The 13789-nt window shown below is 66.9% G+C and carries 9 protein-coding genes; 4 read left to right on the top strand and 5 right to left on the bottom strand.

The annotated features are described in order from the left end of the window. Nucleotide 1: 1 nt before the first annotated feature. Genes DKG75_RS20810 through DKG75_RS20800 form a run of 3 tightly spaced genes read left to right on the top strand, consistent with a single transcriptional unit; the run spans nucleotide 2 to nucleotide 2913 of the window. Nucleotides 2-1294 (top strand): acyl-CoA dehydrogenase family protein, encoded by a 1293-nt coding sequence (locus DKG75_RS20810; RefSeq protein WP_208112250.1) that lies wholly within the window; start codon nucleotides 2-4, stop codon nucleotides 1292-1294. A 35-nt stretch (nucleotides 1295-1329) separates the two neighbouring features. Further along, nucleotides 1330-2571 carry an NAD(P)/FAD-dependent oxidoreductase gene (locus DKG75_RS20805; RefSeq protein WP_208112251.1) on the top strand — a complete coding sequence of 414 codons (1242 nt, stop codon included), beginning with the start codon at nucleotides 1330-1332 and terminating at the stop codon, nucleotides 2569-2571. Between the two features lie 21 nt (nucleotides 2572-2592). Further along, nucleotides 2593-2913, top strand: coding sequence for a 2Fe-2S iron-sulfur cluster-binding protein (locus DKG75_RS20800; RefSeq protein ID WP_109923117.1), 321 nt, complete (start codon nucleotides 2593-2595; stop codon nucleotides 2911-2913). Between the two features lie 140 nt (nucleotides 2914-3053). Here the strand turns inward: DKG75_RS20800 and DKG75_RS20795 are convergent, their stop codons facing one another. The 4 genes from DKG75_RS20795 to DKG75_RS20780 form a co-directional block, all read right to left on the bottom strand. Further along, a complete protein-coding gene (locus DKG75_RS20795; RefSeq protein ID WP_109923116.1) occupies nucleotides 3054-4259 on the bottom strand; it encodes an AGE family epimerase/isomerase in 1206 nt (401 codons plus the stop codon). 385 nt (nucleotides 4260-4644) lie between these two features. After that, nucleotides 4645-5694, bottom strand: coding sequence for a mannose-1-phosphate guanylyltransferase (locus tag DKG75_RS20790; protein WP_109923115.1), 1050 nt, complete (start codon nucleotides 5692-5694; stop codon nucleotides 4645-4647). 254 nt (nucleotides 5695-5948) lie between these two features. Continuing rightward, entirely contained in the window at nucleotides 5949-8141 is a 2193-nt protein-coding gene (locus DKG75_RS20785; protein ID WP_166646603.1) for a DUF1302 domain-containing protein, read from the bottom strand. A 19-nt stretch (nucleotides 8142-8160) separates the two neighbouring features. Next, nucleotides 8161-9540, bottom strand: a complete 1380-nt coding sequence (locus tag DKG75_RS20780) for a DUF1329 domain-containing protein (RefSeq protein ID WP_109923113.1) — start codon at nucleotides 9538-9540, stop codon at nucleotides 8161-8163. 399 nt (nucleotides 9541-9939) lie between these two features. On the opposite strand from DKG75_RS20780, the gene DKG75_RS20775 reads away from it, so the two are divergent. Next, the gene (locus DKG75_RS20775; protein WP_109923112.1) at nucleotides 9940-12642 is read left to right on the top strand and encodes a helix-turn-helix transcriptional regulator; all 2703 of its coding nucleotides are present in this window, start codon (nucleotides 9940-9942) and stop codon (nucleotides 12640-12642) included. Nucleotides 12643-12658: 16 nt separating this feature from the next. On the opposite strand, the gene DKG75_RS20770 is transcribed toward DKG75_RS20775, so the two are convergent. Further along, nucleotides 12659-13789: an ABC transporter permease gene (locus DKG75_RS20770; protein WP_109923111.1), complete on the bottom strand. Its 1131-nt coding sequence runs from the start codon at nucleotides 13787-13789 to the stop codon at nucleotides 12659-12661.

Genomic DNA, 13789 nt, shown 5'->3' with positions numbered 1-13789 from the left:
CATGGACTTTAACCTGCCCGCCGACCTCGTCGCCTATCTGGACGGCATGGACGCCTTCATCGCGCGCGAGATCCAGCCCCTGGAGGCGGCGGACGACAATATGCGCTTCTTCGACCATCGCCGCGAATGGGCCCGCACCGATTGGGAGGCCGGCGGCCTGCCCCGCCACGAGTGGGAAACCCTGCTGGCCGAGGCCCGGCGCCGGGCCGATGCCGCCGGCTACCTGCGCTTCGGCCTGCCCCGCGAATACGGCGGGCAGGACGGCTCCAACCTGTGGATGGCGGTCATCCGCGAGCATCTGGCGGCCCGGGGCCTGGGCCTGCACTGCGACCTGCAGAACGAACATTCGATCGTCGCCAACAATCCCTTCGTCCTGATGTTCCGCGACTTCGGCACGCCGGACCAGCAGGCGGAATTCATCCAGGGCATGCTGGGCGGCGAACGCCGCCTCGCCTTCGGCCTGACCGAGCCCGAGCACGGCTCGGACGCCACCCATATGGAAACCACGGCGGTCCGGGCGGTCCGGAACGGTGTCGCCGGCTGGCGCATCGACGGCGAGAAGATGTGGACCACCGGCATGCACGCCGCCACCCATTGCCTGACCTTCGCCCGCACCGAGGGCCGGGCGGGCGAGGCCCGGGGCATCACCGCCCTGCTGGTCCCGGCCGCCGCGCCGGGGGTGAAGGTCGAGGAATATCTCTGGACCTTCAACATGCCGACCGACCACCCCAGGGTCTCCTTCACCGATGTCTTCGTGCCGGAGGCTGCGGTCCTCGGCCAGCCCGGCCTCGGCCTTGCGCTCGCCCAGCATTTCGTCCACGAGAACCGCATCCGCCAGGCTGCCTCCAGCCTCGGCGCCGCGACCTATTGCATCGAGCAGGCGGTGCGCTACGCCCGCGCCCGCAAGCCTTTCGGCGAGGAACTGGCGCGCAACCAGGGCATCCAGTTCCCCCTGGTCGAACTGGCGACTCAGGCCGAGATGCTGCGCCTGCTGATCCGCAAGACCGCCTGGGAGATGGACCAGATGCCGAAGCCGGAGGTCGAGCGGCGGCTGTCGGACAAGGTTTCCATGTGCAACTATTGGGCAAACCGCCTGGTTTGCGAAGCCGCCGACCGGGCCATGCAGGTTCACGGCGGAATAGGCTATTCCCGCCACAAGCCCTTCGAGCATATATATCGGCATCATCGCCGCTATCGCATCACGGAGGGGGCTGAAGAAATTCAGATGCGGAAAGTGGCTGCCTATCTTTTCGGATATATCGGTCCGCGACGGAAAGAGCTAGCAAACCTATAGGCCGCCGTCGCCGGGTCGAGAGAGGGGAGTGTCGAGTGGTCGAGAATACAGTGCCGCCGGAAGCGCGGATCGTCATCCTGGGGGCGGGCCATGCCGGCGGATCGGCCGTGGCCTTCCTGCGTCAATATGGGTTCGCCGGGCCGATCACCCTGATCGGCGACGAACCCCATGCGCCCTATCAGCGCCCCCCCCTGTCCAAGGCCTGGCTGAAGGGCGAGGCGGATGCCAACAGCCTGCTGCTGAAACCCGCCGCCTTCTACGTCGAACAGAATATCGACCTGCGCCTGTCGGTCGGGGCCAAGGCGATCGACCGGGCGGCGAAGACCGTCACCCTTTCGGACGGCAATGTCGTCGACTATGACGTGCTGGTCATCGCCACCGGGGCCCGGGCCCGCCGCCTGCCCATTCCCGGCGCCGATCTTTACGGCGTGCTCGAACTGCGCAACGCCGCCGATGCCGAAAAGCTGAAGACCGCGATCGGCCCGGGCAAGCGCCTTGCCGTCGTCGGCGGCGGCTATGTCGGGCTCGAGGTCGCGGCCAGCGGCCGGGCGCTCGGTGCGGCCTCGGTCGTGATCGAGCGCGAGGCCCGGGTTCTCGCCCGTGTCGCCTGCCCTGCCCTGTCCGGCTTCTTCCAGGATTATCACCAGGCCCAGGGCGTCGAATTCGAACTGAATGCCGGGGTCGAGGCTTTCGTCGGCGACGAGGGCAAGATCACCGGCGTCCGCCTGTCGGACGGCCGGGTCATCGCCTGCGATGCCGCCGTGGTCGGCGTCGGCGCTATCCCGAACGACGAGATCGCGGGCGCCGCCGGCCTCGCCCTCGACGGCGGCATCGTCGTCGACGAGAATGCCCGGACGAGCGATCCCGCCATCTTTGCCATCGGCGACGTCACCCGCCGGCCGCTGCCGCTCTACAACCGCATGCATCGCCTGGAAAGCGTGCCGAACGCGCTCGAACAGGCGAAGCTGGTCGCCAGCGCCATCACCGGGCGCAAGGCACCGGCCCCGGAAGTGCCGTGGTTCTGGTCCGATCAATACGACCTGAAACTGCAGATCGCGGGCATTCCCTTCGATGCCGACCGGATCGTCATCCGCGGCAAGGTCGAGGCGGCGAAATTCGCCGTCTTCCACCTGAAGGGCAGCCAATTGGTCGCGGTCGAGGCGGTGAACGCGCCGCCGGAATTCATGGCCGGCAAGATGCTGATCGGCAACGGCAAGCCGGTCGATGCCGACAAACTTGCCAATGATGCGGTTTCAATGAAGGAGGTCGCGGCCTGACGCCGCGCACGGAAGACGAATATGGCGAAGATCATCTATATCGAGCACAACGGCACCCGCCACGAAGTCGAGGTGAAGAACGGCCTCTCGGTGATGGAAGGGGCGGTGAAGAACAATATCCCCGGCATCGACGGCGATTGCGGCGGCGCCTGCGCTTGCGCCACCTGCCACGTCTATGTCGACGACGCCTGGCGGGACAAGGTCGCCGCGCCCGAGGATCTGGAAACCTCGATGCTCGAATTCGCCGAGAGTGTGGAAGAAAGCTCGCGCCTGTCGTGCCAGATCGTGGTCAGCGACGCGCTGGACGGCCTGACCGTCCGCATGCCCGAAAGCCAGCACTGAGCTTTTCCCAGCACTGAGCTTTTCGATGCCGGGGCTGCCTGGAGTTTGTCCGATTTTGGCTGAACCAGCCAAAATCTAAAAAGACAAACGGCCACGCATAAGGCTGGAGTTTGTCTGCTTCAGTATGAAGCAGACAAACTCTAGAACGAGGCGGCCCTGGCGACCTGCCGGTGCTGTCTGCGGGCGTTGCCGGTATCGATCAGGTCGGCGACTTCGCTGATGGCGCAGATGATGTGATAGAGGCTGCTGGTCCGGGTATTGTTGCGGATCGGCCGGCCTTCGACATCGATATATTCGTGCCAGCCGCCCCGCAGCGGGTAATCGAAATACCGCCGCAGCGCCCGGATCGATTCGACCGCCAGGAGGGCGGAGGTCTCGGCCGCCTGTTCGCTGACCGCGGTCGCGTAACTGATGACATGGGCCTTGATCCGCTCGGTCTGGGGCCAGAGCCGGCTGGTGCCGATGCGGATGGAAAGGTCGCCGTTCAATTCATTGAAGGCAAGGCCGCGCTCGCGGCAGATGCCGAAACTTTCGCCGACCCAGATCAGCCTGTCCGCCGCCCGGAACGCATCCGGCCGGTTGCGGCTGAGGCCCCAGCGTTTCAGAAGCCATGCCCATTCGAACTGGTGCCCGGGCTCGACCAGGTCGCCCGGTGCCTCATCGATCAGGTTCCAGTCGTGATCGAAGAATTCCCGCAGCGCCCCGGTCTTCGGGTCGATCAGTTTTTCCAGGCAGAGTTCGGCGATCTCGTCCGCAAGCGCGCCCCAGGCCGGATCGTCGGAAATCGCCTCCCAGGCCAGTGCCGCCTCCAGCATATGCATGTGCGGGTTGGCTTTCAGCACCACCGAGCCGCGCGGCCCCTCCTGGAAGCCGGCCACCGGGTGGGCGAAATGGGCCTGGATGCGGCCGCGCAATTGCTCGGCCAGCGCCTCGAGGCGCACGCATTGCTCGCCCGTGCCGACAGCCGCGGCAAGCCCGAACAGAACGAAGGCATGATCGTAAAGATCGAAATCGTGGCGCAGCACCGTGCCGTCCACCGTCTTCAGGGGCACCACGAAGCCGTTCGTGCCGATGAAACCTTCAAGGCTGACCAGGCCGTGCCGGACCAGATCGCGGGTCGGGCCGTCCCAGCCCAGTCGCTCGGCGATCGCGAAACTATAGATCTGGCGGCCGGTCACCCGGGCCCGCCGCGGTTCCTCCACCGGGGCGCCTTCTTCCGTCAGCCACTCGAAAAAGCCGCCGGACCGCAAGTCGACGGCAGCGGTGGACCACAGCGGCAAGGCTTGCTCGAACAGCCACTGGCGCAGCAGTGAGAATTCGTTCTCAAGCGCATGCGAACCCGTCATTCCAAATCCCCCTTGTGCCACACGGATGGATCGAGAACCCGAAACGCGGCATTCCCCCTGGACAGCCGCGCCCTGTTCTCTGCATCGCCCCCGATGACACCCGTTCCTGCCCCCCCTGCCAGGACGCCATTGAACAGGCAATTGTCTCTGCCGGTACAAACAATTGCAGCACTACCCGCAACCCGACAGCGATAATCAACTCCCGCCGGACACCCGGCAACTTCGCGCCGGTTCCGTTTAAGACATCTGGTCCGGACCCCCTTGGCCTGCCCCCCAGGAGATCCCGCTCCATCGTATCCAAGCCCATCGCCGAAGCAATGGGATCGGCAATCAATATTGCGCCGCAGCAATATACAATCGCCTTGGCTCGGGATTCAATAAGCCATCACAAGACTTCCTTGAGCCGCACGGCCTGATCCAGTTTGCAGACGAGCACCCCTTTGGCGCTCACGATGACGGCGATCCCGTCGACGCCGAGCACGCGGACGGGCAGCCCGTCGGTCAGCACGATACTGTCGCGGCACGCCAGGACCCGCACATCCCCTTGCATGACATTGCCGTCGCCGTCCTTTTCCAGTTCGGCATGGGCGGCCTGCCAGTTTCCGAGGTCGTTCCAGCCGCAATCGAGCGGGACGGTCACGACCTTCCGCGACCGTTCGAACAGGGCGTAGTCGATCGAATTCTTCTCCGCCCTGCGGAAGGCCGCCGGCTCCAGCAGATAGGTGCCCGGCCGCGCCCCCGGCTGCGCCCCGGCGACCGCCTCGTCCGCCGCCGCCTGGATCCCGGGCATGTAGACGGCCGCCTCGGCCATGAAGGCCCCGGCCGCAAACACGAACATGCCGCTGTTCCAGTCAAATTGACCGGAGGCGAGATAGGCGAGCGCCGTCTCCAGCTTGGGCTTCTCGTGGAAGCTGGCGACGTGATAGGCCCCGGCCTGGTCGGCGCAAGGGGCCCCGCGCTCGATATAGCCGAACTCGGTCGCCGGGCGGTCGGGACGGATGCCGAAGGTGACCAGATCGCCGGCCGCCGCCGCCGCCGTCGCCACCGCCAGCGCCTGCCGGAAGGCGGCATCGTCGCGGATCAGCTGATCGGACGGAAACACCCCGAGCACCTGCCCGGGGCCATGGCTGCGGGCGACCCAGGCCGCCGCCGCGGCGATCGCGGCCGCCGAATCCCGCCGCTCCGGCTCCAGCAGCGTCACCGCGCCGTCGATGCCGATGGCCGCCAGCTGCTCGCGCACCGCCGCCTCGTGCAGCCTGTTGCAGATGATCAGCGGCGCCGCCGACCCGGCCGCGGCCAGGCGCTGCGCCGTGATCTGAAACAGGCTCAGCCCCTGCCAGATGCTCAGAAACTGCTTCGGCGCCTCATCCGTCGACGCCGGCCAGAAGCGGGTCCCGGAGCCACCGCAAAGAATTACCGGCACCATCGTCTGCATGTCGCATTCGGCCTTTAAAACAATAAATTCTTACAAAATTGTCCGTAACTTGGCAGGGCATGCCGGACAGCACGGACGTTCAGTTCCCCGACATCGAGCCCGCCCGGGAATCCGAACAACGCGGCCTCACCTTAATGCCGGGCCGCCGCAATGTCAGCAGCGCTGACAGTCATCGGGAACATCGCCGGAGACGACGCAAAACGGGCCGGACCTCGCGGCCCGGCCCGTTCCGGCGTCGCCCGGCGGGCGGGAGATCAGAAAATATAAGAGACGTTCATGCCGACGAAATCGCGATCGACATAGGGATTGCGAGAGCCGCCGCTGCCGCCGCCGCCGCCCCAGCTCTTGAAATAGTTGACGCTGAGCGACCAGTTTTCCAGGTAGTCGAACTTCAGGCCGAAGTTCATGGCGGTCACGCTCTTGGTGAAACCCGGGGTGGGCGCCGGGGTATTGCCGAACAGGCCGTGGGAGAAACCGATCGACGGCGTCATGGTGACCCCGTCGATGATGTTCGGATAATCCCAGAAGATAAGGCCCTGGACGCCGCCCGACCATTGGGTGGGCGCCTTCCAGGTGTTCGGGAACTGCGGCCCGAGCGAGGTGGCCAGGATCGGATCGACCACGGTGATCGGCCCGACGTTGAGCGGCCGGGTCTGGAAGCCCGAAAAGCCGTTCTGGCCATAGGCGGCATATTGCACGCCCTCGTCGAGATCGATGTAGAGGGCGCCGAACTCGACCAGGCTGAACAATTGGTTGGCGCCGAGCAATTGGGTGATGAAGCTGGTGCCGCCCAGGATCTGGGTGAAGCGCAGCGCCGCCTGCCAGACATCGTGGCGGCGGTCGAGATAGACGTTCTCGCCGGGCAGGTAATTGTCGTCCGGGTTGTTGAAGCCGGTCTCGAGCAGGGGTGCTATGCCGGGGTTCGGCACGCAGACCGGGCCGATGCAGATCGGCGTCAGCGCGGTCGTTGCCTGGTCGATCGGCACGCCGCCGGCGGCATTATAGCCGGCGGCGAGGAAGGCCGGTTCCGAGATCCAGATCGGCACATCGTGCTTCCAGCTGATCTCGGCATTGATCGCCACCCCGAGCGGATCATAGGTGGTGTTGAAGGCGAAGCCGATCATCTGCAACTGCTCGGGGTAATAGAGGTCGAGCGTCGCATTCTCGATATTCTCGAGCACGATCGAGCGGGGCGCGGTGCCGTAGGAGGGCGAGATCAGGGCATTGGTCAGCGGGTTGGTCAGGGCGCCGACGAGATCCGTCACCGGCCCGCCCAGAAGCCCGGACAGGGCCGAGGTCAGGGCGTTCAACTGGTCGATGCCGAGCTGGTTGAGCAACCCCTGCACCAAAGGCGCCGGCAGGCCGGCGAGATTGGTCTCGCCGGTGCCGGGGGCGTAGGTCTGCGGCGCCGTCGTGCGCAGGGACGGCAGGCGCGAGGTATAGTTGACGTAGTAGAACTGGAACTCGGTATTGTTCAGCTCGGGCGAGAAGTAGCGCAGCGACACGCCCCAGTCGTTCACATCCGGATCGTCCTTCACGTGGATCTTCGGATTGACCGAGATATTCGAGCGGTTGGGATCGTCGTAATCCGCCGGGTTGCGGCCGGTGCCCGTGGTATAGGCGCGGGGATCGTGCGGATCGGTGAAGGCCGAGGCGAATTTCACCCCGTCGCAGAAATTGTCGGTGAAGGAGAAGAAACTGCCGCAGGCGTCGAGCTTGAAGGGCTCGAAATCGAGCTGGTAGAAGGCTTCGATCGAAAGGCCGTCGGCGATCTCGTAATTGGCCGCGATCATCGGCACCGGGATCAGGGCGTCCTTCAGTTCCGCCCCGGGCACGCGGATCTTGCCCGCGTCGATCGGGTTGATCATCGAAATGCCGTTGATGGTGAACAGCGCCTCGCCCCAGTTCAGGATCTGGCTGCCGACCGAGACGTTCAGCGGCCGGTCGAACAGCGTGTAACTACCCCGGACATAATAGTCGAGCAGCGCGACATCCCAGTCGGCGCGGTTGTCGGCCCCGTCCGGATATTGCCCGCTGGAATTCGGGCGGTATTCCGGCATGAAATCGGCCAGTTCGTTGTTGGCGGCGACGGAATCGTAGAAGGCGATGCCGCGGGCATAGAGCTTGTAGTTCCGCCAGTTGAGGTTCAGCTCGGCACGGGCCGTCGATACCTGGCTGATCAGGTCGTATTTGTCGTAGTTGAGGTTGCCGTCGTCATTGCCGGCCGAAATCAGGCCGCCGCCGTAGTAGTAGCCGTAGTTCCGGGGATCGCGGTCGGCCATGCGCACCTGGGCGCCGGTCGACAGCGAGACGATGACCGAGCCGGTGATCTCGTCGGTCAGTTCGAAATCGACGGCCGAGGCGGTGGCGGCAAGGCCGAGCGCGCAGGCGGCCGTCAGCGGCAGGGCGACGCGCCAGCGCCGCCCGGGGAACATCGTGCAGTCCATGATCGCCCCCTGCCCCGTCTCAGCGCTGGCCCAGACGGCGGATGGCGTCCGGGGTGAAATTCGAGGGATCGACATTGCCGGCATTCCAATCCAGCATCTTTTCCTCGTTCTTCAGGCCGAAGACGACATAGCGGCCCGACTGCAGGTCGTAGGTCACCTCGAGCGCCGACGAGCACAGCGGCAGGTCGTAGTAATTGATCATCGGCCCGTCCTGGACCCGCCACAACTCGCCGCGGGTATCGTAGAGATCGGCCGAGACGATGTTCCAGCTGTCCTCGTCGAGGTAGAAGACCCGGCGGGCATAGACGTGCTGGGCGCCTTCCTTCAGCTTGGCGTCGACCACCACCGCGCGGTGCAGCTCGTAACGCGCGAAGTCCTGGTTCAGGTGGTTCGGGGTCAGGATTTCCTTGTAGCTGACCTTGTCGGAGGCGAGCTTATAGGCGTTGTAGCCGAGGTAGAGTTCCTGCTTCGGCTTCAGGTCGAAGCTATAGCGGTCGGTGGCGCCGTTATACATGTCGAACTGGTCTGTGGTCGCGAGACCGTCCGTGTTGATCAGCGGATTGGCATAGGACAGTTCGGGGGCGCGCAGCACCCGGCGGGTGCCCGGATTGTACTGCCAGGCCTGGCGCGGCAGTTCCTTCGCATTGATGGTGTCGTGCACCAGGATGATGGAGCCGGCCAGGCGGGCGGGCGCCGTGGTGATGTTCAGATAGGAAATGCCGATATTGTTCAGCTGCTTGATATCGCTGACGTCGCCGATCTGGGCGCGGCCGGGGCCGGAGTAATGGATGATGCCCTCGTCCTGGTTCTTGAACATGATGTAGGAACCATTGCCGTTCACCGCGGCCGAGCCGAAGAAACGGCGGAACTTGAAGCCGCGATAGCGCAGGCGGTGGTTCCAGATCGCCTCGACCCCGTTCTGCGGGATCGGGAACGGCACGCCGAGCAGGGCGTCGTTCAGCCCGTTCTGGTCCTCGGTCATGGTCGCCGTGACCGCATTCTTCTTGGTCGCCTCATAGACCCGTTCGGGCAGCGAGCAGGAGCGCCGGGTCGGGTAGACCGGCATCTTGAAGTTCGGATAGAGCTTCAGCATGGCCTGCTGGCCGGCGGTGAGCTTGGCCGCATATTGCGCCGCGTTCTGGGCGGTAATCGTCGCCGTAGGCTTGTCGCCGGCGAAGGGATCGACCAGATGCATGCCGGGCGAATAGCCGGCGGGCGGCTTGGTCAGGCCCCCGTCATAGGCCGGGATGCCGCCGTCCGCATTGCCGGCCTTGACGGCCCCCACCGGCGTCAGGTCGCGGCCCAGGCGGTCGGCCTCGGCCTGCGGCACCTTGGCCAAGGCGGCGCCGCTCGCAAGGATGGCGGCAAGGCCGGCAACGGCCGTGGCGATCTTCTTCATCTTCCCCCCTGATATCCCGAGGTTTTTGTCGTTCTTTGGTTCCGGGTCGCGGTTCGACCGCGGTCGAGGGCAAGACTAGGTGGGGGCGGCGAAAAACCCTGCCAGTCAAAGGATGGGTGAAGCCAGGGCCCGCCGGGCGCTTCGCCCCCATAATGGGACTTTCGCCGAGGCGGTTTCATCGCTCATTTTGGCGATTCCGAGCACTTGATTAAAACGGTATTTCAAATATGATTTTGTTTCATAAGGGATTTCCCCCGCCTCCCCGCCCGCCGGGGTCCGCGGTGCGGAAACGGAACAGCCCATCAAAAGTAGGGCATTCCGCTCACCGGCGGTTCCGGCCGCCGGATAACGACAACAAGGCCCCCCGCCAACACGCGGGCAGGGTCGTGGGAGGGGGAAATGGCATTCGCCGACATGGAGGGCGGGGCGCGTCCTGCCGTTGAACTGCGCGCACATCGATTCGGGTCAGAAGCCCTTCAGCCCGCCCTGCGCCGGGACCCGGGTGCGGGCACCGCCGACGGCGTCGTCGCCCGGCCCCGCCTGGAACGCCAGCTGATCGCGGCGGCGAACAACAACCTGATCACCACCCTGGTCGGGCCCGAAGGCACGGGCAAGACCACGGCGCTTGCCGCCGTCGAGCGGGAATGCCGCCGCCTGCGCCAGCCTGCCGTCGTCATCGCCTGTGCCGGCCCCGATGGCGAAGCCGCGCATTTCGCCGCCTCGGTGCGCCGCGCCGTCGAACTGGCGACCGGGCAGGACGCCCGCTGTCCCGACAGCATGCTGGCCGCCCTGCTGAACCGGGCGGCGGCGGCGAATGCGCCGGTCACCTTCATCGTCGACGATTTCGACCTTGCCGACCACAAGCCCCAGCGCGCCCTGATCGTCGACCTGCTGCACGGCGGCCGGGGCGAGATCCGGGTCGTCGTCGCCTCGCGCTTCAAGCTGCGCTGCGGGTTGGGCAGCCCGATGCTGGACAGCAAGCTGGCCGATTTCGGCATGGAGGCGCTGGCCTTCACCGCCGAGGAAGCGGTGCAATTGTTTCCCGGCCCCCTGAGTGCCGACGAGGAACAGGGCCTGGCCCGGCTGCTGGAGCGGACGGGGGGCTGGCCGCTGGCGCTGCAGATGGCGGTGCGCCGGCACCGCGCCGGCGAAAGCCTCGCCGCCATCGCCGCCGATCTGTCCGGCGCCAGCCCGGCATTCGAGGCACTGTTCGACCGCTGCCTGGAGGAACTGCCGCCGGCCCCGCGCGCCGCCGCCACCATTCTCGGCCCGATCGGCACGGCCCCGGCCGAATTGATCGCCGAACTGCTGGACAGCGGCCCGATCGACACATTCGAGGCGCTGACCGATACCTGCCCCTTCGTCGCCTTCGCCGGCGGCAACAGCGAAGACCTGCGCCTGCATCCCCTGTTCCGCGACTATCTTCTCGCCCGCCTGCGGCGGGAACAGCCGCAGCGCTGCCAGCACCTGCTGGAGAGGGCCGCGATCTGGTTCGAGCGCCGCGGCGACGGTATCGCCGCCGCGCGCTGCTGGCTGCGGGCCGGGCAGGCCGACCGCGCCGCCCGCTGGCTGGAGCGGGCGGGCAACCGGCCGCAAGGGCCCCAGCCCATCCCGCTGCGCGGCGAGGAATTGCCGGCCGCCGTCACCCTGACCCCGGAAAGCGCCTTTCGCGTCGGCCGGGGCCGGGCCTTCCAGGGCGACCGCGCCGATACCGCCCACCTGCTGGAACATTCGCCCAGCCTCGCCACCATGAACGGCGACGACAAGGCACGCATGCAACTGCTGCGCCTGCTGGTCGCCTTCGGTTACGACGATTTCGACCTCGTCCGCGCTGAGGCCGGCCGCTGGCTGACGGATTACCGCAGCGCCCGCACCATGGACCGGGTGATCGCCGCCCTGGCGCTGGCCCTGGCCTGCAATGCCCTGCTCGACCCGGTCAAGGCCAATGTCGCCCTCGACCAGGCGCGGGGCGATGCCGCGCGCAGCGACAGCGCCTATCTCCACACCTGGATCGCGATCATCGCCGGCCTGCTGGCGCTCGACGGCGGCAACCCGGCGCAGGCCCTGGCCGAAATGGAACGCGCCCTGGCCCATACCGGCTGCCAGGGTGCGATCCGGCGCACCTGCGAACTGGTGCGCGCGGAATGCCTCTACGAGACCGGCCAGACCCAGGCCGCGGCCCAGGTGCTCGAACGCAACCTGGTCGAGGGCTTGCGCCACGGCGTGACCGAAACCGCCATGGCCGGCCTCGAGACCGCCATCCGGCTGCGCGAACTCGAGGCCGGGGCGGTCGCCGCCCTCACCCTGTCGCGCGAGGCGGAGCACACGATCGAGCGGCGCTTCGGCAACCGTGCCCGCAGCCACCTGCGCCTGGCCCGGATCGAAACCGTGCTGCGCCAGCCGGACGACCGGCGGGCGGTGCAGTTCGACGGCGAACTGACCGAACTGGACATTCTCGCCGACGGCGACGCCCGCCACTCCCCCTCGACCCTGGAGCGCCTGCGCCTTGCGGTCGCCCGGCGTCACATCGCCGAGGGCGACAGCCGCGCCGGCCTCGCCCTGCTCGGCCCCATTCTCGCCCAGTCCCTGGCCTCGCGCCGGCTGCGCGTCTGGGCCCGGGCCTCGGTGCTGAAGGCCGCGGCCCAGGTCGACGAGGGCGATGCCGGCGCCGCGCTGAAGACGGTCTGGGCCGCGATCGAGCGCACGGCGCCGCGCGGCCTCTATCGCAGCTTTCTCGACGATGCCGCACTGCTGCGGCCGCTCGCCCCCCTGCTGCTCGACCATGTGCGGCGGCTGGGCGGCGGCGGCGACCCCGGCTGCCTTGCCGTGGCCGAGGCGATCGCCAAGGCCTGCGCGGTGCCGGACCAGCCCCCGGCCTCGGCCGCGGCGGTCGCCGACATGCCGATCGAAGCCCTGACCAGCGGCGAGATCAAAGTCCTGAGCCTTGCCGCCAGCGGCCTGAAGAATGCGGAAATCGCGGAACGCATGCTGGTCGCCGTGCCCACGGTGAAATGGCACCTGCACAATATCTTCGGCAAGCTGGGGGTGCGCACCCGCACCGCCGCCATCGCCAAAGCCCGCGAGACCGGGGTCCTGTCCTGACCCCGGCCTTCGAGACTCAGCCGCCGAGGCTGGCCAGGGTGCGGCGGAAGCGCCGGGCGGCGATGGCGAAATAGGCGGCGCCGATGATGGCGAGCACCAGCAGCACCGGCCAGACCACGCCGATCCCGGCGCCGCGATAGAGGATCGCCTGGGCCGCCGCGACGAAATGGGTCGAGGGCGAAAGCTGCATCACGCCCTGGAGCCAGGCCGGCATGCTTTCCATCGGCGTGGTGCTGCCGGAGAGGAGGTTCATCATGATCAGGATCGGCAGGGCGAGCAGGCCGAACTGCGGCATCGACGAGGTGAAGGTGGCCAGCAGGATGCCCATGGTCGCGACCGAGAATTCATAGACCACGGCCAAGGCCAGGAAGAGGACGAGCGAGCCCGCCAGGGGCACGCCCAGCAGCCGCTCGACCACGACCAGCAGGGACAGCGCCGCCGCCAGCACGATCACCAGCCCGTTGGCCCAGATCTTGGCCAGCATGATGTCGATCGGGCGGACCGGCATGACCAGGAGATGCTCGATGGTGCCGTGCTCGCGCTCGCGGATGAAGGCGGCGCCGGTCAGGATCACGGTCAGGATGGTGATGTTGTTGATCACCTGCATCACCGGCGTGAACCATTCGGAGGCGAGATTGGGGTTGAAGCGCGCCCTGGTGATCACGGCGACCGCGCCGTCGGGCGCCGGCGCCTCGCGCCGCAGGCGGTCGCCCACCGTGTCGGCGATCACCCCGCGCAGATAGGCGAGGCCGTTGCCGGCCTGGGTCATGGCCGTCGCATCGACGTTGATCTGGATCTCGGGCCGCCGGCCGGCAAGGACATCGGCCTCGAAGCGGGGCGGGATATCGATGACGAAGACGAAACGCCCCTCGTCCATCGCCCGGTCGATCGCCTCGGCGCCGAGGGGCACCGCCGGCTTGAACTGCGGCGGCCGGATCGCATCGGCAAGTGCCCGCGACAGGGCGGAGCCGTCCTCGTCGACGATCGCGACGGCGGCGTCGTGCACGTCGAAACGGGCCCCGGTCGCGACCGTATAGATCGCGACGGTGAATGTGTAGAAGACGAGGAACAGCATCACCGGATCGGCACGCAGCGAGCGCAGTTCCTTGACCCCGAGGCGGAAGATGGTGGCGAGGCGCTGTTTCAT

This window comes from Zavarzinia compransoris (assembly GCF_003173055.1).
GTDB classification, from domain to species: Bacteria; Pseudomonadota; Alphaproteobacteria; order Zavarziniales; family Zavarziniaceae; genus Zavarzinia; species Zavarzinia compransoris.
Note: the sequence above shows the minus strand (reverse complement) of the source record. Positions and strands in the feature narration are given on the sequence as shown.

What these genes read in the sequence shown, in the direction of transcription:
- DKG75_RS20810 (WP_208112250.1), top strand. Translation starts at nt 2, where the DNA reads ATGGACTTTAACCTGCCCGCCGACCTCGTCGCCTATCTGGACGGCATG.
- DKG75_RS20800 (WP_109923117.1), top strand. Translation starts at nt 2,593, where the DNA reads ATGGCGAAGATCATCTATATCGAGCACAACGGCACCCGCCACGAAGTC.
- DKG75_RS20795 (WP_109923116.1), bottom strand. Translation starts at nt 4,259, where the DNA reads ATGACGGGTTCGCATGCGCTTGAGAACGAATTCTCACTGCTGCGCCAG.
- DKG75_RS20790 (WP_109923115.1), bottom strand. Translation starts at nt 5,694, where the DNA reads ATGCAGACGATGGTGCCGGTAATTCTTTGCGGTGGCTCCGGGACCCGC.
- DKG75_RS20785 (WP_166646603.1), bottom strand. Translation starts at nt 8,141, where the DNA reads ATGGACTGCACGATGTTCCCCGGGCGGCGCTGGCGCGTCGCCCTGCCG.
- DKG75_RS20780 (WP_109923113.1), bottom strand. Translation starts at nt 9,540, where the DNA reads ATGAAGAAGATCGCCACGGCCGTTGCCGGCCTTGCCGCCATCCTTGCG.
- DKG75_RS20775 (WP_109923112.1), top strand. Translation starts at nt 9,940, where the DNA reads ATGGCATTCGCCGACATGGAGGGCGGGGCGCGTCCTGCCGTTGAACTG.
- DKG75_RS20770 (WP_109923111.1), bottom strand. Translation starts at nt 13,789, where the DNA reads ATGAAACAGCGCCTCGCCACCATCTTCCGCCTCGGGGTCAAGGAACTG.